The sequence below is a fragment of the Butyrivibrio sp. VCB2001 genome, assembly GCF_000423965.1.
GTDB lineage: Bacteria > Bacillota > Clostridia > Lachnospirales > Lachnospiraceae > Butyrivibrio.
The window spans coordinates 158,035-177,649 of sequence record NZ_AUIZ01000001.1 but is presented as its reverse complement, the minus strand read 5'-3'; the positions used below and the strand labels follow the sequence as shown (position 1 = coordinate 177,649).

Sequence of the window (19,615 nt, the reverse complement as noted above, 5' to 3'; positions counted from 1 at the left end):
ATTAAAAGAAATTTCCAAATAAAGCTAAAGTTATTTATACATGTTCCGATATATTTAACGAAAGATTATGGGCAGAGTATGTATGCCCGAAAGAAAAAATATGGAAGGAGGGTTTAGATGAGCAGTGCAAATAACGCAGTAGGCGCTATGGCAGCTTACTTTGTACAGGGCACTGCAGCCACAAACGTTTCAACTGTCACAAATAAAGACACGAAGACAGCAGCAGGCGCAAGTTTCGACATGGTACTTAACAAAGTATCGGGAAGTCTTATCCAGAACAAGACCGCTGATGTCTCCAAGCAGGTTAATCAATCACTTGATAACTCAAAGCAGACAAAGAGTACTGATCTGACAGAAAAAGCTGATACCTCATCTGTTTCAGCCGACAAGGCACAGACAGATAACACTCAGACACAGGAAGTTAAGAGCACGGTAGATAGCAAAGATACAGTAGTGACAAACGAAACACAGGGCACGGAAGCTGATACAAAGCTGCAGGAATCCTTAAATGAGGCAGGAAAAGAACTTATGACTCAGCTCGCAGATGAACTTGGCATCACAGAAGATGATGTAGTAAATGCGATGCAGGTACTTGGCCTCATGGCAGTAGATCTTTTGAATCCCGCAAACATAGCTCAGATGATAACACAGCTTAGCGGACAGGAGGAGACAATAGATCTCATAACAGACACTGACATATATACTTCATTGCAGGACCTCATGGAGGGTGCAGAAAGTATGAAGGACGGACTTATGAATGAGTTCGATCTGTCAGAGGAAGAACTTCAGGCCGGCATTTCAAATGCAAAAGATAACTTCAGGCAGATGCTTGAGGAGGGACTTGAAGGAACCGAAAGCGAAGTAGATCAGGCAGTACCAGCTTTTGATCCAAACGCAAACGCAGTTAAGGACACAAAGACTGATGCACCACAGTCGGAGGCGTTCACAGACCAGCCGATGGTAGAAGAGAAAAAGGTTGAGATCACCACAAACAGTTCCAATGAAGGTGGCAACAAAAATTCTCTCCAAAGCGGCGCAGAGTCATCAAATCTTTTCAATCAGGTAATGAATAATATCGCAGATGCTGCTGCAGGCGTAGAAGGTTCAGAAATGGTTTCTTACGCAGACAGAGAGCAGATGGAAAACATTATCAGACAGATCACGGAAAAGATAACTATTTCAGCAAAGAATGAAGAGACTTCCATGGAACTTTCGCTCCATCCGGCAAGCCTTGGCAATGTAAATATTCTTTTAACAAGCGGTAAAGACGGAATCGTTGCTAAGTTTACAGCTCAGAACCAGATTGTAAAAGAGGCTGTTGAAGCACAGATGGTTCAGCTCCAGCAGAAATTCGATGAGCAGGGCATTAAGGTTACATCAATCGAAGTAACAATTGCAAGCCACGGATTCGAACAGAATCTTGAGCAGGGAAATGATAGACATTCCGGTGAAGCAGAAGCTGAGAAAAAGGTTAAATCCTTAAGAAGGATAAACCTTTCGGAGCTCGAAGCTGACGAAGAAGCAGAAGCACAGAGTGATGCAGAAAAGATAGCGCTTCAGATGATGGCGGCAAATGGCAATATGGTTGACTTTAGTGCATAACTAAAGGCAAAGAAAAAGAGGTCATTATGGCAGATGTAAGTTCAGTAAATGCAATTATAAAGAACGGTGAAGTGGTTAACGCAAAGAACGAGACCACAAACAAAACAGCACCAACCGGATATGACAAGGATGCATTCATGCAGATCCTGGTTGCTCAGATGAAATATCAGGATCCTATGGAGCCAACTTCAAATACCGAATACATCAACCAGTACGCAACATTTACACAGGTTGAGCAGCTCTCCAACATGGCCAACGCCATGTCGCTTTCAAGAGCATCCGAGATGGTTGGCAAGACGGTTGTTGTCAGCCAGACCAATCCCGATACAGGAAAGACAACTGAAGTTGAGGGCACTGTAGATTTCGTAACCTACAGTGGAAACAAAGCATACCTTAACATCAATGGAACAAACTACAGTATCGATGATGTATCACAGGTTCTTGATCCCAACTACACATCAGCTGTGGAAGCTGTTAAAGATTTCCAGAAGGCTATCGACAAGCTTCCTACAAGCCTTGATATGGTTACGGAAGAAGATCACGGTCTTACAATTGACACTATGTATCAGTACTACACTGAGAACATGGACGAGAGAGCTAAGAACATGATGGACAAGAACTACGTTACAGCACTTCTTCAGTATGTAAACCGTATCGATGACATCAGAGGAGATACACACAGAACCTTCACTGAGAAGGATTGATACTAAAAACTATCGGAGGAAAGAAAAATGATAATGGATGATCGTCAGTATATGTCCATAGGACAGGTCCAGGATCAGTTTTTAAATCCTAAAACTCCTAAAGTAGGCAAAGAAAATAATTCTTTGCCTACTGGAGAAAATTCTTTTGCATCTGTTCTAAATAAAATTAAAGAAGGTGCCGATAATATTAACAGTGAAGGAGCTGTTAAGTTTTCGAAGCATGCCATGAACAGACTAAACATGAGAAACATCGAGCTTACACAGGACCAGATGCAGAGACTTTCACATGGAAGAGAAGAAGCCATGGAGAAGGGCATCAAGGATTCACTTATCCTAGTTGATCAGCTGGCATTTATCGTTAATGTACCCAGCAGCACAGTAGTGACAGCAATGGATCAGACAGAAAACAAGAACAACGTATTCACAAATATCGACGGAGCAGTTATTGCATGATTGGACCGAAGCAGGTCAATAGGGGTGGACGTACCCGACCTGCCAGGAAATCTTTTAAATCCGGACAGACTGCCGGGTTTATCCGCAAAACTAAAGCTTCGTCCGAAATCACTATTTTAATTTGATGGAGGACAATGCCTTATGATGAGATCACTTTATTCTGGTGTAGCAGGACTTCGCACACATCAGACCAAGATGGACGTTCTTGGTAACAACATTGCTAACGTAAATACAACTTCTTTCAAGTCACAGTCAATTACATTCTCAGATCTTATGTATCAGACAACCCAGACAGCATCCGGTGCAACAGCAACCAAGGGTGGTGTTAACGCTCGTCAGATCGGTCTTGGTGCCAAGAGTGGTGCTATTGCAACCGCAATCGAGTCTCAGGGTGCAACTCAGACAACAAACAATCCTTTTGATATCATGATCACAGGTAAGAGCTTCTTCGTTGTTAACAACGGAAAAGAGAACCTCTACACAAGAGACGGTTCTTTCTACGTTGACGGCGCAGGAAACCTTGCTATGCAGTCAAACGGATACCTGGTACAGGGATGGGTGGCTCAGGAAGATAAAGAGACCGGAGCAATCACAATCAACAGAAACGGTGGACTTTCAAGCCTTCAGATCATGAGCGCTGACAACACCACATATTCACCTGCATCAACAACAGCAGGTCTTTACTCCGGAAATATTGATAACAGGGATACTAACGTAACATCTGATGATGGTAAAACCATCACACTTGAGTTCTATGATAACAGAGGATATCTCTACACAGGTAAGTTCACACTTAAGGATACAGATCTTGAGGATGCTGAGAACAACAATATCTTCTCACTTCAGCTCACAGATATCATCGATTCTGACGGAAACAGCATCGGATCAGATCTTCTTAAGGGTGTTTCATTCGGTAAGACAGAGAACTTTGACTACGGCGTAAATGAAGCTTACGAAGTAGAGGTTGGCGCAACAACTTCAACAGTTAAGCTTCTTGCAGGCGCAACAGCATATGAAGGAGTTCCTACAGCCGGAACACTTTCAGATCTTATGGAGAGCAGCAAGGCTTCTTACGCAGGAATCCTTAAGACTGTATACGGCATTGATGATGCAACTATCGCAGGTGGAACACAAGGATATTCAAAGACATCAGATTACACAATCACAGAGAACGGCGTACTTACAATTACATATGACAGAGAGCTTGGTTCAGGTAAGCCTGAAGGATATACATACTCATCAACTAACGCAAGCTCATACTACGTAAATAAAGACAACTCAGGTAAAGCATATGTAGTACCTAACGCAAATGAAGGTACAATGGATAAGGTCGGAACAGGAATCAAAACAACACTTACAAATGTTTTCGGTGTTGATGCTACTGAGCTTGAGAGCTACCTTACATCAAAGTTTCAGTATAGATTTACAGCTGATGGAAGCAACAACGACGCATTTCAGATTTACAGAGATCCTGCAGTTACAAAGGCAACAACAGAGACTGCAACATCTGTTGGATATCTCTCAAAGTTCTACGAGGACTTCGAAGGACTTGAGACAGCAGTAGACAGCTATGACGGAACTCCTTTCTATACATATGCAGATGGAACTCTTAAGGTTTACGGCTCAAAGACTGATGATACAGGAACTACATCAGTTACTACATCTACTCAGATCGCAGATGTTACAGCTTTCAATGAAGATGAAGTATATACATACACAATGCTCGATAATCCTCAGAAGGTAGCTCTTCATGATATGCTTGTAGGCACAGGCGATGGAAGAATTGCGACTAAGATCGCTACTACAACTACTACCATAACAATTGACGGCGCTACAACTGATTATGATACAAATGGCGACGGAAGTCTGGATGATACTGAGCAGGCAGCATACGATGCAGCACTTCAGTCAGCAAAGGTATCAGAGCTTGCAGATTACATGAACGCTGATGCTAACAAGTACACAAATTTCAAAATCGAGTCACTTTCGGGAACAGCAGGAATTATTTTCTATAAGACAAATCCTACATATGTAGCTGATACGACAAACAAATTATACGAAGGCAGCCCATTCTCAAAGACCTTCTACGCTGATGAGAATACATTCCCTCCATATACAGCACAGGAGCTTGGCGGTGTTTATACAAATACGACAGATTTTTCAGCATATGTACTTAAGGGAGATGAGACAACCGTTAATGACTTCAGCGATGAGATCTTTAGTGAGGTATTTGGACTTGACAAAGCAGATTATTCCACAACTGATCTTGTAAGCATTGCAGGAAACGGTACATTAAGTGTCTATCAGACAACAACATTTACTCCTCCTGCTAACTCAGATTACGCAGCAAGCCTCGATACAGACGGAACACTAAAGTACGTTACAACAAACGATACTGTAGCATGGGATAACCTTCCAAACAGCAGTACAGACAGCGTTTCAGTTAAAGACCTTCTTCAGTCTTCTTCAGGACCATACAGAGGACTTCTTAACTCAGTATATGGAATTACAGATGAAGTTGCAGAGGCATTTGGATCAGATGCTACATACAGCCTCAACAATGACGGCAGCATCACACTTACAACAGGAACCCAGTCAATCCAGCTCAAGTTCAATCCTGCAAACGGATCACTTACAACAGCTAACGGCAATTCAAACGGTCTTGTAAACCTTGTATTTGACCAGAACGTTGAAGGCCTTGAGCCTTTCGGATTCCAGCCTACAACAGCTGATGAAGAGTCTGAGAGAGGAAGACTTACAATTGACTTCTCAACAGTTACAAACTATAACACCAGCGGATCATCAACAATCAAGGCTGTAAAGGGAGATAAGTCTTCTCTTAACACAGGTCGTATGGTTGGTGAGATGAACGGTGTAAACGTAAGTACAGACGGTCAGATCTTTGCAACATATTCAAACGGCCAGACAAAGCTTCTTGGACAGATCGCATCAGCAGAGTTTGCTAACGCATCAGGTCTTGCCAAGGAAGGTGATAACCTCTACTCATCAACACTTAACTCAGGTGAGGCAACAATCCAGGATATCACAACTGACGGTGGCTACATGAATACCGGTGTTCTGGAAATGTCAAACGTAGACCTTTCAAGAGAGTTCACAGAGATGATCACAACACAGCGTGGATTCCAGGCAAACAGCCGTATCATCACAGTATCTGATACACTTCTTGAGGAGCTTACAAACCTTAAGAGATAATACTAACAGGCCGGTCCTTTAAATCCATCAAATCCTGATCCCCTTGGAAACGTCCATTCCAAGGGGATTGTTTTTATTTAGTAAAGAAAAATTTTATTTAATTAATACTGTATTATACATGGAAAAGTGGTACAATGATTTTGATACCACAATATGTAGTACTATGCCTTAATATATGTTGTGGTATGTCAAGGATGAGTTGGTGGGGGATAAGGATGTCTTAGAATAATATTTCATTATTCAGTCCCAACATTGAAATTTAGTATCAAATATGTCCAAATTGTGAACGAAAACAGCTGATTTTGCGCTCGTGGAGTGGTAAAATTAATGCAGATGGAAAATTAATTTCATTTATGAGTGAAATTATTCTAAAATGTGAAATTATGAGTAGGATTATAGAACTTACCAAACTGGACACAAGGAAGATCTTAATAAACCCAAACATGATCGAGACTGTTGAGGGAAACCCCGACACAGTCCTTGTTTTGCAGTCCGGAAGGAAAGTTCTGGTTAAAGAAGATATAGACGAAATATACAAGCTAATCAATTCTTAATACGTACAATAAATTCTCAAAGGAGGAAATGTTGTGGATATTGCTTCGTTGCTTGGTGTAGGACTATGTTTCCTGTTCATGATCCTGAGTATCGTGTTCTCGGCCGGAATCTCGGGTGTTCAGTACTTCCTGGATGCTCCTTCAGCTATGATCACCTTCGGTGGTGCGTTCATGGCGGTTCTTGGTTCGAGAAGTCTGCCCAGCTTTATCAGCGGACTTAAATCATACACGCTTATTTTCAAAATGCCCAAAGATGATACCAAGTCTGTTATTAAGAGCATTATCGACCTGTCTAACACTGCGAGAAAAGAAGGACTTCTTGCTCTTGAGGAAGCAGCCGGAAATCTTGAGGATGCCTTTATGAAAAAGGGCGTAATGCTTATCGTAGACGGTACTGAGCCTGAGCTTGTTAAGAGCATCCTAGAGGCTGAAATTGATGCCATGGCTGAGCGTCACAAAGAGAACTATTCCTTCTTCGGTGATGTTGCAGGTATGGGTCCTTCCTGGGGTATGATCGGAACCCTCCTTGGACTGGTTCTTATGCTTCAGAACATGTCTGATCCTTCATCTATCGGACCATCCATGGCGGTTGCCCTCATTACAACATTCTACGGATCGGTTCTTGCCAACTGGTTCTGCTATCCTGCAGAGAACAAGCTTAAGGCAAGAAGTAATGCCGAATATATGGTTAAGAGTATTGTTATTGAAGGACTTCTCTCTATTCAGGCAGGTGAAAACCCACGTGTCACAGAAGAGAAGCTTAAATCCTTCCTGTCACCTGCTGACAGATCTGCTTATGAAGCCGAGAACGGTTCCGGCGATGGAGGCGGAGAATAATGGCAAAAAAACAAGAAGAAATAAAACCCGGCTTGCCGGCGTGGCAGGGTACCTTCGGAGACCTGATGAACCTTCTGCTTTGCTTCTTCGTTTTGCTTTTCTCCATGGCTAATATGGACGCAGCCAAGTTCGAGGAAGTAGCAGCATCCTTCAGCCAGGCATTCAGTGTATTTTCGGGTGGTGAAATGGCTATAGGAGAGGGAGCTCTTATAGGAGACGGTGTATCACAGCTCTCACAGCTCTCGGCCTATGTTACTTCCATGGGTCTTGCCCAGTCGGGTGAGGACTCGGATGAAAATGAGAAGGCTGTCGGTGATATGGATCAGGACGAACTGATGGAAGCTGCGGAAGAAGAGCAGCTCGAAGCGTCAGCCGAACTTGCGGAGAAGATTGAAAAAGCACTTGAAGAAGGCGAAATAGACAATATGGTATCGCTGAACTACACCAGTCAGTATGTAGAGCTGACCATTCAGGGTTCCATTTTGTTCGACTCAGGTAAGACTGAGATAAAAGAGGATGCGATTCCGGTAATCGATAAGGTGGGACAGATCCTTGAATCCTACGCAGGTGGAACCATCGATATTGAAGGTCATACGGATAATGTTCCCATGTCAGGCGGCGGTAAATACGCCAACAATGATGAACTGAGTTCCGGAAGAGCGCTGTCGGTTTTTTATTACCTTACAGAGCACACCACACTTGACCCGTCCAAGATCGTACACACCGGAAGAGGCCAGTATGACCCGATTGCTGATAATACAACCGACGAAGGAAGAGCTCGAAACAGAAGAGTTGAGATAAAGATATACAATCCTTTAAGCGGCTCATATTAAACAAGGAGAGACACTCATGAAAAAGAATTTGTTATCAATCATTATCCTTGCACTTCTAGTAGTTAATCTCGGTATGACAGGTTTTATGATGCTAAGTGTCATGACCACCAATTCGCAGACTGCTAAGCTCATATCAGACATAGCTGCTGCCCTTGAACTTGAGGCCAACGGCGGAAACAGCGGCGGATTTTCCGGATCTGCTTCCGGAGTTGTTGCTGTAACCGATATGGCAACCTGGGGATTTACCGGAGATGAGAAACTTACAATTGCCCTAAAGCCCGGCGAAGACGGCAAAGCACATTATATGGTAGTTGAGGTTGTATTCTCAATGAACAAGGCCAGTGCTGATTATGCAACCCTTGGTACAGAAGAGAATCTTGCAAATGTAAAGGAAGTTGTTAAGTCAGAGATTACCAATACACTTGCAAGTTACACGATGGAAGAACTTCAGGGCGGAATGGATGCAGTTGCAAGAGAGAGCATTCTTGAGAACGTACAGGCTATGTTTAATTCCAATTTCATCTACGACATCAGCTTCTCAAGTGTTCTTTATTCTTGATCCAAATGTTTTTATGAAAAGAGATTTTGTTAAGGAGACTAAACATTGAGTGAAGTACTGTCACAAAGCGAAATAGATAGCCTGTTGTCAGCACTCAGTACCGGTGAGCTTGATGTGGACCAGATGCAGGCTTCGGACGAAAAGAAAGTCAAGGATTATGACTTCAAACGTCCGGCCAAGTTCTCAAAGGAACATCTTCGTACACTGGAGATGATCTACGAGCACTATGGACGTCTGTTATCCACTACCTTGCCTCTGTACCTTCGCAAGAACGTTACAGTATCGGTTGCTAACTCAGAGACGGTTACATATTCGGAGTTTTCGAATGCTCTTAGTAACCCGGTTATTCTGGGAGTAATCAGCTTCTTGCCATTACAGGGAACCATTATTCTGGAGCTTCAGGCCAATATAGGCTTTTCCTTCATAGACAGAATGCTTGGGGGTGAAGGAAACGGCCTTGATAAACCGAGGCCATTTACTGACATTGAGATGCCACTTATAGAGAAGCTGGTAACCATCTGCATGCAGCTCATGGTTGAACCCTGGCAGAACGTTGTGGCCATCAATCCGGTAATGGAGAGGATTGAGACCAATCCTCAGTTTGCACAGGTAATATCACCTACAGATATGATTGCTATTGTAACACTGAATATTAAGATCGGTGATACAGAGGGTCTGATGAATGTCTGTCTTCCATATTTCACATTAGAGAGCGTTATGGACAAGCTCAACACCAAGTTCTGGTTCTCTACAATGCAGAAGAATGCGGAAGAGGATTATCAGGATCATCTTGAGACAATGGTCAGACATGTGGATGTACCTGTCAAAGCGGTTCTTGGAAAGTGCAATGTATCGGTAAACGATTTTGTACACTTACAGGCCGGGGACATAATAAGGCTTGATAACAGAGTTAATACAGATATGCAGGTATATGTGGGTAACATCTATAAATTTACGGCGTTGCCCGGAACTGCAAAAGACAAATATGCCGTACGTATTACGTCGGTTGTAAGAGAGGAGGAAGAGTAGGAGCATGGATGGAATGTTATCTCAGGACGAAATTAATGCTTTGCTGGCCGGTATGGATACATCCGGCGGGGGCGATGCTGCACCTGCAGATGCTCCTGTTGATTCGGGGATGGAGGCAGCGGCAGATATAGCTGCAGCGCCTTCAGGAGGTGGAATTGATGAATCACTTCTGAATGATGCTGAGAAGGATGCCATTGGTGAGGTGGCTAATATCAGCATGGGATCTTCAGCTACAACGCTGTATTCCCTTGTAAACCAGAAGGTTAACATCACAACACCTCAGGTTGAGCTTGCCAATTGGGAAAATGTTATAAGCAATTATGAGAGGCCTTGTGTATTTATTCAGATCAGATACACAGTAGGTCTTGATGGCACCAATATTCTTATTCTGAAAGAACATGACGTTATGGTAATCACCGACCTCATGATGGGTGGTGATGGTACCAATACAGACGGAGAGATCGGTGAACTGCAGCTCTCAGCTATTTCAGAGGCCATGAACCAGATGATGGGTGCTGCTGCCACATCTCTTTCTACAATGATCAATCAGAAGGTTGATATCAGCCCGCCACAGGCAACGCTCCTGGAGATGATCAATGACGATCCCTCGGATATCGCTGAATTCCTGACGGGTACTTTCGTTAAGATTTCCTTCAAGATGCAGGTCGGAGATCTGGTTGATTCAACTCTTATGCAGCTTTATCCTATCGACTTTGCAAAAGCTCTTAAGGATACTGTTATAACCGGAGATGCAACACCGTCAGAGCCGGAGCCTGCACCTGCTCCAGCACCTGCGCCTGCGCCCGAGCCGATGCCACAGGCTGCACCTCAGCCTATGCCTGCAATGGATCCTTCCATGATGGCCGCAGGACCGATGCCTCAGATGGCAATGCCACAGATGGCTATGCCTCAGATGCAGATGCCACCTCAGATGATGAACATGAATATTCAGCCCGCGCAGTTCCAGACCTTTGCAGGTGGAACCACTATTATGGCAGGCGGAGAGAATATCGGTATCATCAAGGATGTGCCTTTGGAGGTTACAGTTGAGCTCGGAAGAACAGCTAAGCCAATCGCCGATATCCTTGACTTTGCTCCCGGAACCATCATAGAGCTTGATAAGGTTGCCGGTGAACCGGTTGACGTTCTTGTAAACGGAAAGTTCGTAGCCAAGGGCGAAGTTGTAGTAATCGAAGAAAGCTTTGGTGTCCGTGTAACTGAGATTGTTCAATAAGATAGGAGCATAGACTATGGACTCATATTTACAGCTTATATCTATGCTTATAATTTTCGTTGCTGTTTTGGTTGTCACATACTTTTTTACCAAGTGGATGGCAAGTTACCAGAAGGACAAGACATCTACAGGTAATATAGAAGTCATTGAGACCGCCAGGATTTCTGCAACGAAGTATATTCAGATAGTACGCATCGGAGGGAAATACGTAGCTATCGGTGTAGGGAAAGACGAGATCACAAATTTGGGAGAAATATCCAAGGAGGACCTGATCATCAAGGAAGATAATCCTGAAGATAATTTGAGTTTCAAGGAGATACTTGAAAAGATTAAGGGTGAGAAAAAGAAGTAAATGGGTAAGAACAGGGGAGCTGGGATTTTTGACAAACAAATATTATCTCTTTTACGGAGAGGGCTGATATCAGCCCTTGCCTGTCTTGCCATGTTTTCCTTTTTGGCATTTTCGATTCCACTGACTTCTCACGCTACAGAAAATATCATAAGTGATACTACGCCAACTGATCCTACGGTAGATACCGACACAAATCTTACCGGTACGCAGGATGAGAGAACCAATATCACTGATCCGGGTTCTGCAGAGACTCCGGATGATCTGAAGAAATTAAATATCGCCAATACCGTTACAGTAACCTATGACAACGGAAACGGAATGCTCAACGGGTCACTTAGGATCCTCATTACACTTACGCTGATTTCACTGGCGCCAACTCTGGTTGTAATGATGACATCCTTTACCAGGATCATTGTTGCACTGCATTTCACCAGGACTGCCATAGGTACCCAGACATCGCCACCGAACATTGTACTGATCGGTATAGCTTTATTTATGACTTTATTTATTATGCAGCCCACTTTAACTGAGGCTTATAACACTGCTGTAATTCCTTTTGAAAACGGAGAAATGGAGCAGCAGGAATTCTTTACCGAGGTAATGAAGCCCTTCAGACAGTTCATGTATGGCCAGACTCAGATAAAAGACGTAAGACTCTTTATGCAGATAGATGGCATAGAGTGGGATGGAGAGCTGGAGAGTATTCCCAATGTAGTACTTGTTCCCAGCTTCATTGTAAGTGAGCTTAGAACAGCCTTTATCATCGGCTTTCTGATATATATACCGTTTATCGTAATCGACATGGTTGTGGCATCGGTACTTATGAGTATGGGTATGATGATGCTGCCACCGACCACCATATCGCTGCCCTTTAAGATACTTCTATTCGTACTGGCAGATGGATGGAGTCTGATTATCGGTAACCTTGTTAAATCGTTCTACTAAAAAAGAAGAAGGGAGAATGGCATGATCACACTGGCAGATATAAACCAAATAGTTTCAGAAGCCTTGATGCTGATAATAAGAATGTCGCTTCCCGTACTTCTGACCTCAATGATAATCGGTCTTGTTGTATCTATCTTTCAGACCGTTACGTCCATCCAGGAACAGACACTTACCTTTGTTCCCAAGGTTATCGGAGTATTTGTAATGATAATGCTTATGGGAAACTGGATGCTGACTGAGCTCTCAGGCTATATCACAAGGCTCTGGTCAGACTTTTCAAGATATGTACGCTAGGAGCAATAGATGATTAACCATACCTTTAGTTATGGAGATCTTGAAGTTTATCTTTTGATCGTCGTAAGGATAATGAGCTTCATCTTTGTTTGTCCGTTTTTTGGAGGAAGACAGACCCCTAATATTGTTAAAGTGGGCTACGGGCTTTTACTTTCGATACTTTTGTACGGGGCTGTACCTTTTTATCCTCCTGATTACAACACCGTGGCAGGTTATACGGTAATCGTGTTAAAAGAGGCTATGGTGGGACTCCTTATTGGTTTTGCCGTTACTATGTGTCAACAGATCACAGCCTTTGCCGGAAGTGTAGTTGATATGCAGATCGGTCTTTCCATGGTTTCCATGATGGACCCGGCAACCAGTCAGCAGGTGACGATCACAGGATCCCTTTATTCTCAGTACCTCACACTGGCACTGATAATAACCGGAATGTATCAGTATATTTTAAAGGCGCTGGTGGACTCTTTTACCCTGATCCCTATAAACGGGGCTGTGATCCACTCGGACAGAATGCTGAATGTAATGCTGGCATTTATGAAGAATTATATTGTTATAGGCTTTCGAATTTGCCTTCCGATCTTCATCATAACTTTCATAACCAATGTGGTCCTGGGAGTTTTGGCGAAGGTTTCACCGCAGATGAACATGTTCTCTGTGGGTATACAGATAAAGATAGTTGTTGGCCTTGTGATCATGTTCATTACTGTAACAATGCTTTCTGATGCTTCGAATTTTATCTTTATCAACATGAAGGAGATGATACAGCAGTTTGTTTACAGCATGCAGAGTGGCTGATGATTCAGCTTTACTAATTAAATATAATCTGCAGTTTTTTGCTGAGGATGCAAACGGTGCTGAAAAAACCGAGCAGCCCACTGCTAAAAAGCTCGACGACGCAAGAAAAGAAGGGCAGGTGGCCAAGAGTCAGGAAATAGCCACTGCGTTTACTTTGCTTGCGCTATTTGTAATTATCAGGGTAATTTATCCCTTTATGGGGACTAATTTTCAGACGTTGTTTGAGAGGGTTTATAACAATATCCCCAATGTTGCAAGGACGTACGATGGAATGCTGCCTGTTGCTTACATCAGAAGCATTCTGACCAATGCGATACTGACGATGTTTCTTATAAGTGCACCGTTTTTTATTGTCGCATTTATAATTGCTTTTTTGTCCGACCTGGTTCAGGTTGGATTTAAACCTACATCTAAACCGCTCCAGCCAAAGCTTTCAAAGCTCAATCCAATCAGCGGTATGAAAAAGATTTTTTCCGCAAGAAAGCTCTTTGACCTTGGAAAGTCACTGCTTAAGCTTGTGGTAATGGCGGCGGTTATATATTCGTTTTTTACAGGCAGGACGGAATCTCTTTTCCTCTTGTATGATATGCCCCTTGGGCAGGCAATAGGCCTGATGGGAAACCTGATCATTGACCTTGGATTAAGAATAGCAGCAGCGTACATGGTCATAGCCTTTATTGATCTCATCTATCAGAGGAGAAAGTTCAATAAGGATATGATGATGACCAAGAAAGAGGTCAAGGATGAGTACAAGAACTCTGAAGGAGATCCTCAGGTTAAGGGTGCTCAGAAGCGTAGAATGATGGAAGCATCAAGGAGAAGAATGATGCAACAGCTCCCTCAGGCGGACGTTGTAATCACGAACCCTACTCACTATGCTGTGGCTATCAAGTATGATGCAGAGGAGTCCGATGCACCTGTTGTTGTAGCTAAGGGCGCTGATTATCTGGCTCAGAAGATAAAAGAGATCGCCAGGGATAACAAGGTAGAAATTGTAGAGAACAAGCCTCTTGCGCGAATGCTTTATGCAAACGTTGAGGTTGGTGAAATGGTTCCGCCTGAGCTCTATAAGGCTGTAGCTGAAGTTTTGGCTTACGTTTATCACTTACAGGGCAAGGTGTGATCTGGAAACGACTAATCTGACGGAAGGAGGATAATGATGGATCTTACCAAGATTAAAAATCGTGTAATGGACTATGGTCTGGCACTTTATATCGTTGCCGCTATTGTTATGCTCATTATTCCGCTTCCGGACTGGCTTTTGGATATTCTTTTGGCCTTTGATATGTCACTTTCCTTTGTAATCATGTTCACGGCCATGTTCGCAAAGGATGTTTTGGAGATGTCATTCTTCCCGACAATCCTGTTGTTCACCACAATCTTCAGAATTGCCCTTAACGTATCCTCCACAAGACTTATTCTTACACAGGGCAGTGCCGGTGAAGTTATTGAAGTATTCGGATCTTTCGTTGGTGGCGGCGATCTTATCGTAGGTGCCATAATCTATATCATTTTGATCATCGTTCAGCTTATGGTCATCAACAAAGGTTCTGAGCGTGTAGCTGAAGTATCAGCTCGTTTCACATTGGATGCTATGCCCGGTAAACAGATGGCTATCGATGCCGACCTTAATACCGGTGCCATAACGGATGCAGAAGCCAAGCAAAGACGTGACAAGATCCAGGAAGAGGCAAGCTTCTTCGGTGCTATGGATGGTGCTACCAAGTATGTAAAAGGAGATGCCACAGCCGGTCTTATCATCACAGCGACCAACCTTATCGGTGGTATTGCCATGGGTGTTATCAGAATGGGCATGGACGTAGGTACAGCTGTAAATACCTACTCAATCCTTACCATGGGTGATGGTCTTGTATCATCAATCCCTTCACTGATGATATCTATGTCAACAGGTATCCTGGTAACCAAGGGATCCAAGGAAGCAGATTTCGGACATCTTCTTATCGGTCAGCTCTTTGGTACTTCAAAGATTCTGTATCTGGTTGGAGGCGTTGTGGCGGGACTTGGTATTTTATCACCACTTCCTACAGTTCTTTATGTAACCTTTGGTGCTGCATTCATTCTTCTTGGAAGAGTGGCAAGCCAGACCATGGAAGAAGTAGCAGTTGAGGGCGAAGTTGCTACCGAAGAGGAGCAGAAAGCTGAGGAGATCAGACAGCCCGAGAATGTCACGAGCCTGTTACAGGTTGATCCTATCGAGCTTGAGTTTGGATACGGTATTATTCCACTTGCGGATGTTAACCAGGGCGGAGACCTTCTTGACCGAGTTGTAATGATCAGAAGACAGATCGCTCTAGAGCTTGGTACAGTGGTGCCTATTATCCGTTTGAGGGATAATATTCAGTTGAATCCCAATCAATATATAATTAAAATTAAAGGTATACAGGTAAGCGACGGAGAGATTCTTTTCGACCATTATATGGCCATGAATCCCGGTCATGTCGAGGAGGAGATCACAGGTATTCCTACTGTTGAGCCTTCCTTCCATCTTCCTGCTACCTGGATCACGGAAGGTCAGAGAGAAAGAGCTGAGAGCTTCGGCTACACGGTTGTTGATCCTCCTTCTATCATTGCTACACACCTTACAGAGATCATAAGAGAACACATCGCAGAGCTTATGACAAGGCAGGATGTACAGAACCTTGTTGATAACCTAAGAGAGAACAATCCTGCTCTTGTAGACGAACTTGTGCCTAAGCTCATGAGTCTTGGTGAAATTGAGAAGGTTCTTCAGAACCTCTTAAGCGAAGGTATCTCAATACGTGATCTTGTAACCATATTTGAGACACTGGCTGATTTTGCTCCTTCAACGCACGATCCCGACATTCTCACTGAGTATGTAAGACAGAGCCTTAAGAGAGCAATATCCAGTAAATATTTTGCAGCGGGAGAGACAACAAGTGTCCTCACTCTTGATCCTAAGATCGAACAGGAGATAATGAGCAGCGTCAAGCAGACTGAGACAGGCGCGTTCCTTACTCTTGATCCCGCCCGTACTAAGTCTATTCTTACTGCAGTTGGGGAGAATATACAAAGACTTGAGGATGCCGGTAAGATGGCGATTATCATGGCATCACCGATAGTCAGAATGTACTTTAAGAAGATGACTCAGGACTATTATAAGGATCTAATTGTAATTTCTTACAACGAGGTTGAACCGACAATCGAACTACAATCTGTGGGGATGGTAACGGCATAAGATGATTATTAAAAAGTATGTTGGAAAAACTGAAAGCGAGGCGACAGAAGAAGCTAAGAGAGAACTGGGACCGAACATCGTTGTCATGACGGTTAAGCCGGTTAAGAAAACAGGTTTCTTTTCACTTTTTCAGCCTCAGAAAATTGAGGTGACTGTGGGACTCGAGGAGGAGTCGGAGAGACCACAGAGAACTATTTCGCCTCAGAAGGAGCTAAAACCGGCTCCCAGAAAAGTGGCTGCAGCAGAAGATCCTGCCCAGAGGGATACAATTCTTGCCTCTTCAAATATGACAGCTGCCAAGACCCCTGATATCAGGGATGAGAACAGCGCTATTGAGGAGAAGCTGGATAATTTGAGTAACCTTCTTGAAAAGAACTTCCTCAAATCCGAAAGGACAGATGCGGAATCAAAGGCTGCCGACAAGGAGAAGGACGAGGCTCCGGTAAAGAGCAATAAAAACGAAGACATTTCGGATGAAACAATGTCTTTTATAAAGCTTTTGTACAACACGCTTATTGAGAATGAAGTTGATGAGATATATGTTAACCAGCTCACTGACGAAGTTGAGAAGCTTTCAAAGCCGGGTATGCCTTTTGACTATGCACTCTCTAATGTATATCAGAAGATGGTGCTCAAGTTTGGTAAGTCAGAGCCGATAAAGATGGACCATGACGGCCCTATGGCTGAAATATTTATAGGACCGACCGGAGTAGGTAAGACCACAACAATTGCCAAGCTCGCATCAGATCTTTGCGTAACGCAGCACAAGAAGGTGGCTCTACTTACAGTTGATACCTACAGGATTGCGGCTGCTGAACAGCTAAGAACCTATGCATCAATCCTCGAGATTCCCTTCAGGGTAATCTATTCAGTTGAGGAGATGAAGCAGGCAGCTGAAGACTTCAGAGATTACGACTATCTGATGGTTGATACAGCAGGACATTCGCTTCATAATGACGAGCTCAAGCAGAGTGTTGAGAGCTTTATCCGAGTTCTGGAAGAAGAGATGGATTGCGAGAACTATCTTGTTCTCTCAGCAACCACTAAGTACCGCGATCTCATTGAGATTGCCGATGTTTACTCAGAGATGGTTGCATATAAGCTGATCTTTACCAAGATGGATGAAACCGGTGCAAAGGGGAATCTCTACAATATCAGAATGCATACCGGATCACCTATTGCTTATATTACTAACGGTCAGAACGTACCGGATGACATCGCTGTTTTTGATGCTCAGAGAATCGTTAAAAATCTATTGGGTGGAAAGAGTTAATTTGTTGGGTGTTAGTATATGGATCAGGCGCAACAGTTAAGAAATATAATAAAGAATCAGAGTAAGCCTCAAAGGCCCTTGGCCAGGATCATTACCGTCACCAGCGGAAAAGGCGGAGTCGGCAAGAGTAACGTTGCCATCAACCTCGCCGTTCAGTTTCGGAAGATGGGAAAAAGAGTAATAATCCTTGATGCCGACTTTGGGCTTGCCAATATAGAGATCATGTTTGGTACAATTCCAAAGCATAATCTCAGCGACCTTATTTATCAGGGGAAAAACATAAAAGATATCATTACCTGGGGACCTGAGGGGGTAGGCTTTATCTCAGGAGGTTCAGGTATTTCCGGAATGTACAACTTAAGCCGTGATTATCTTGTATACATCATTGTTAATCTGGCACAGCTTGATGCTATCGCGGATATCATCATAATTGACACCGGAGCCGGAATTTCCAGCGCAGTAATGGAATTTTTGGTGGCAAGCGGAGAGATCATTCTGGTTACGACACCGGAGCCGACATCTATCACCGATTCCTATTCTCTGTTAAAGGCACTCAATCAGTCGCCGAGATTTTCAAGAGAAAATACCAAGGTGAAGGTTGTGTCCAACAGGGTGTCATCAGATGATGAGGGCCAGCAGCTCTTTAACAAGCTAAATGCAGTGGTAGCAAGATATTTAAAGCTTCCACTGACATATCTCGGGGCAATTCCTCAGGATCAGATGCTGGCAAGGAGTGTAATGCAGCAGTCACCTGTTTCTTTGCAGTACCCAAATGCCAAATCCGTTAAGGCCTTTGAGAATATCGCAGGAATGCTTATGAATCCGGGAGAGACCATGGAGGTCAAGCAGAGGGGTATGGCTGCATTCTTTTCCCATATCATCACAGGCAGAAAGCTTTCAAGCACACAGATCCCTGCATCTGCTTCAGCAAATGCACCTGTTTCACCAAATTAACAATTACCGTGTTATAATATTATTATCAAAATAATGGAGATAAATGAATGCTCACTGACTACATTTCACCGGGCAACAGGGTGGAGCTAAAGGCCACAGGCAAGATATGGATGGACGATGATTCTCGTACCAAACACATCTATATGAGTAAGATAATGGACGTAACATCAGACGACAGAATTGAGGTGCTGATGCCCTTTGAGAGGGGGAAGATAGTTCTTTTACCTGTAGATGGAGAATACAGCCTGTGCTTTTATTCAACCAAGGGCCTGTTTCAATGCTTTGCCAAGATCGTTGACAGATACAGAAGCGACAACATGTATATTCTTGTACTGGATCTGACCAGCGAGCTTTCGAAGCTTCAGAGAAGAGAATACTACAGATTCAGTTGTGCTCTGGAGCTTAAGTCAAGGCTCTGTTCCAAAGAGGAGCAGGAGGCTTTTGAGAAGAACAGAAAATACTTGGTTGATCCGGGAGACAACCTTCAAAAGAGCGTCGTTGTAGACATAAGCGGAGGAGGACTGAGATTTGTATCGAATTTCCGATATAAGGAGGGAAGCACAATATACTGTGCATATTCTCTACCCGGGAATCTGAACAAAGAGTATGAAATGATCTGCAATGTCCTTAAGGTCCAAGAGCTTGAAGCCAGACCGGGACTGTTTGAACACCGTATCCAGTACATTTACATTGACGAGACTTCCAGAGAAGATATCATTCATTTTATCTTTGAGGAAGAACGAAAAATCAGAAAGAAGCAGACTTAA

At 43.5% G+C, this 19,615-nt stretch carries 19 protein-coding genes; all 19 read left to right on the top strand.

All coding sequences use genetic code 11. The features are described 5' to 3' along the window. Nucleotides 1-117: 117 nt before the first annotated feature. The 19 genes from G589_RS0100835 (at nt 118) to G589_RS0100745 (ending at nt 19,615) form a co-directional block, all read left to right on the top strand. Nucleotides 118-1,602 (top strand): flagellar hook-length control protein FliK, encoded by a 1,485-nt coding sequence (locus G589_RS0100835; RefSeq protein ID WP_026520733.1) that lies wholly within the window; start codon nt 118-120, stop codon nt 1,600-1,602. 26 nt (nt 1,603-1,628) lie between these two features. Beyond that, nucleotides 1,629-2,306: a flagellar hook capping FlgD N-terminal domain-containing protein gene (locus tag G589_RS18415; protein ID WP_051192096.1), complete on the top strand. Its 678-nt coding sequence runs from the start codon at nt 1,629-1,631 to the stop codon at nt 2,304-2,306. A gap of 27 nt (nt 2,307-2,333) precedes the next feature. After that, nucleotides 2,334-2,759 carry a TIGR02530 family flagellar biosynthesis protein gene (locus tag G589_RS0100825; RefSeq protein WP_022767248.1) on the top strand — a complete coding sequence of 142 codons (426 nt, stop codon included), beginning with the start codon at nt 2,334-2,336 and terminating at the stop codon, nt 2,757-2,759. A 141-nt stretch (nt 2,760-2,900) separates the two neighbouring features. Beyond that, on the top strand, nt 2,901-5,972 hold the full coding sequence (locus G589_RS20780) for a flagellar hook-basal body complex protein (protein WP_051192095.1): 3,072 nt from the start codon (nt 2,901-2,903) through the stop codon (nt 5,970-5,972). 383 nt (nt 5,973-6,355) lie between these two features. After that, nucleotides 6,356-6,526: a flagellar FlbD family protein gene (locus G589_RS18400; protein ID WP_022767245.1), complete on the top strand. Its 171-nt coding sequence runs from the start codon at nt 6,356-6,358 to the stop codon at nt 6,524-6,526. 33 nt (nt 6,527-6,559) lie between these two features. Further along, nucleotides 6,560-7,363 carry a motility protein A gene (locus G589_RS0100810; protein WP_022767244.1) on the top strand — a complete coding sequence of 268 codons (804 nt, stop codon included), beginning with the start codon at nt 6,560-6,562 and terminating at the stop codon, nt 7,361-7,363. Then, entirely contained in the window at nt 7,363-8,196 is an 834-nt protein-coding gene (locus G589_RS0100805) for an OmpA/MotB family protein (RefSeq protein ID WP_026518890.1), read from the top strand. Before G589_RS0100810 ends, G589_RS0100805 begins: the two co-directional genes overlap by 1 nt. Nucleotides 8,197-8,212: 16 nt before the next feature. Next, on the top strand, nt 8,213-8,755 hold the full coding sequence (locus tag G589_RS0100800) for a flagellar basal body-associated FliL family protein (RefSeq protein ID WP_022767242.1): 543 nt from the start codon (nt 8,213-8,215) through the stop codon (nt 8,753-8,755). Between the two features lie 45 nt (nt 8,756-8,800). Then, complete coding sequence (gene fliM / locus G589_RS0100795; protein ID WP_022767241.1) at nt 8,801-9,784, top strand: flagellar motor switch protein FliM; 984 nt, start codon at nt 8,801-8,803, stop codon at nt 9,782-9,784. 4 nt (nt 9,785-9,788) lie between these two features. Beyond that, the gene (fliY, locus tag G589_RS0100790) at nt 9,789-11,018 is read left to right on the top strand and encodes a flagellar motor switch phosphatase FliY (protein WP_026520732.1); all 1,230 of its coding nucleotides are present in this window, start codon (nt 9,789-9,791) and stop codon (nt 11,016-11,018) included. Between the two features lie 16 nt (nt 11,019-11,034). Beyond that, complete coding sequence (locus G589_RS0100785) at nt 11,035-11,370, top strand: flagellar biosynthetic protein FliO (RefSeq protein WP_026518892.1); 336 nt, start codon at nt 11,035-11,037, stop codon at nt 11,368-11,370. Beyond that, the gene (gene fliP, locus G589_RS18395) at nt 11,371-12,315 is read left to right on the top strand and encodes a flagellar type III secretion system pore protein FliP (protein ID WP_242826395.1); all 945 of its coding nucleotides are present in this window, start codon (nt 11,371-11,373) and stop codon (nt 12,313-12,315) included. A gap of 21 nt (nt 12,316-12,336) precedes the next feature. Continuing rightward, nucleotides 12,337-12,609: a flagellar biosynthesis protein FliQ gene (gene fliQ / locus G589_RS0100775; RefSeq protein WP_026520731.1), complete on the top strand. Its 273-nt coding sequence runs from the start codon at nt 12,337-12,339 to the stop codon at nt 12,607-12,609. 9 nt (nt 12,610-12,618) lie between these two features. Continuing rightward, nucleotides 12,619-13,404 carry a flagellar biosynthetic protein FliR gene (gene fliR / locus G589_RS0100770; protein WP_026520730.1) on the top strand — a complete coding sequence of 262 codons (786 nt, stop codon included), beginning with the start codon at nt 12,619-12,621 and terminating at the stop codon, nt 13,402-13,404. Then, on the top strand, nt 13,379-14,527 hold the full coding sequence (gene flhB, locus G589_RS0100765; RefSeq protein ID WP_051192094.1) for a flagellar biosynthesis protein FlhB: 1,149 nt from the start codon (nt 13,379-13,381) through the stop codon (nt 14,525-14,527). Before fliR ends, flhB begins: the two co-directional genes overlap by 26 nt. Nucleotides 14,528-14,563: 36 nt before the next feature. After that, nucleotides 14,564-16,621 (top strand): flagellar biosynthesis protein FlhA, encoded by a 2,058-nt coding sequence (flhA, locus tag G589_RS0100760; RefSeq protein ID WP_026520728.1) that lies wholly within the window; start codon nt 14,564-14,566, stop codon nt 16,619-16,621. A gap of 1 nt (nt 16,622) precedes the next feature. Continuing rightward, nucleotides 16,623-17,894, top strand: a complete 1,272-nt coding sequence (flhF, locus tag G589_RS0100755) for a flagellar biosynthesis protein FlhF (protein WP_026520727.1) — start codon at nt 16,623-16,625, stop codon at nt 17,892-17,894. Nucleotides 17,895-17,912: 18 nt separating this feature from the next. After that, nucleotides 17,913-18,848 carry a MinD/ParA family protein gene (locus tag G589_RS0100750; RefSeq protein ID WP_022767232.1) on the top strand — a complete coding sequence of 312 codons (936 nt, stop codon included), beginning with the start codon at nt 17,913-17,915 and terminating at the stop codon, nt 18,846-18,848. Between the two features lie 47 nt (nt 18,849-18,895). Beyond that, entirely contained in the window at nt 18,896-19,615 is a 720-nt protein-coding gene (locus G589_RS0100745) for a flagellar brake protein (RefSeq protein ID WP_026520726.1), read from the top strand.

Excerpts from the sequence above, each read along its gene's own strand:
- fliR (WP_026520730.1), top strand. The coding sequence starts at position 12,619 with ATGATTAACCATACCTTTAGTTATGGAGATCTTGAAGTTTATCTTTTG.
- fliP (WP_242826395.1), top strand. The coding sequence starts at position 11,371 with ATGGGTAAGAACAGGGGAGCTGGGATTTTTGACAAACAAATATTATCT.
- G589_RS0100825 (WP_022767248.1), top strand. The coding sequence starts at position 2,334 with ATGATAATGGATGATCGTCAGTATATGTCCATAGGACAGGTCCAGGAT.
- flhA (WP_026520728.1), top strand. The coding sequence starts at position 14,564 with ATGGATCTTACCAAGATTAAAAATCGTGTAATGGACTATGGTCTGGCA.
- G589_RS20780 (WP_051192095.1), top strand. The coding sequence starts at position 2,901 with ATGATGAGATCACTTTATTCTGGTGTAGCAGGACTTCGCACACATCAG.
- fliY (WP_026520732.1), top strand. The coding sequence starts at position 9,789 with ATGGATGGAATGTTATCTCAGGACGAAATTAATGCTTTGCTGGCCGGT.
- G589_RS18415 (WP_051192096.1), top strand. The coding sequence starts at position 1,629 with ATGGCAGATGTAAGTTCAGTAAATGCAATTATAAAGAACGGTGAAGTG.
- G589_RS0100745 (WP_026520726.1), top strand. The coding sequence starts at position 18,896 with ATGCTCACTGACTACATTTCACCGGGCAACAGGGTGGAGCTAAAGGCC.
- G589_RS0100835 (WP_026520733.1), top strand. The coding sequence starts at position 118 with ATGAGCAGTGCAAATAACGCAGTAGGCGCTATGGCAGCTTACTTTGTA.
- G589_RS0100785 (WP_026518892.1), top strand. The coding sequence starts at position 11,035 with ATGGACTCATATTTACAGCTTATATCTATGCTTATAATTTTCGTTGCT.
- flhF (WP_026520727.1), top strand. The coding sequence starts at position 16,623 with ATGATTATTAAAAAGTATGTTGGAAAAACTGAAAGCGAGGCGACAGAA.
- G589_RS0100800 (WP_022767242.1), top strand. The coding sequence starts at position 8,213 with ATGAAAAAGAATTTGTTATCAATCATTATCCTTGCACTTCTAGTAGTT.
- G589_RS18400 (WP_022767245.1), top strand. The coding sequence starts at position 6,356 with ATGAGTAGGATTATAGAACTTACCAAACTGGACACAAGGAAGATCTTA.
- fliQ (WP_026520731.1), top strand. The coding sequence starts at position 12,337 with ATGATCACACTGGCAGATATAAACCAAATAGTTTCAGAAGCCTTGATG.
- G589_RS0100805 (WP_026518890.1), top strand. The coding sequence starts at position 7,363 with ATGGCAAAAAAACAAGAAGAAATAAAACCCGGCTTGCCGGCGTGGCAG.
- G589_RS0100750 (WP_022767232.1), top strand. The coding sequence starts at position 17,913 with ATGGATCAGGCGCAACAGTTAAGAAATATAATAAAGAATCAGAGTAAG.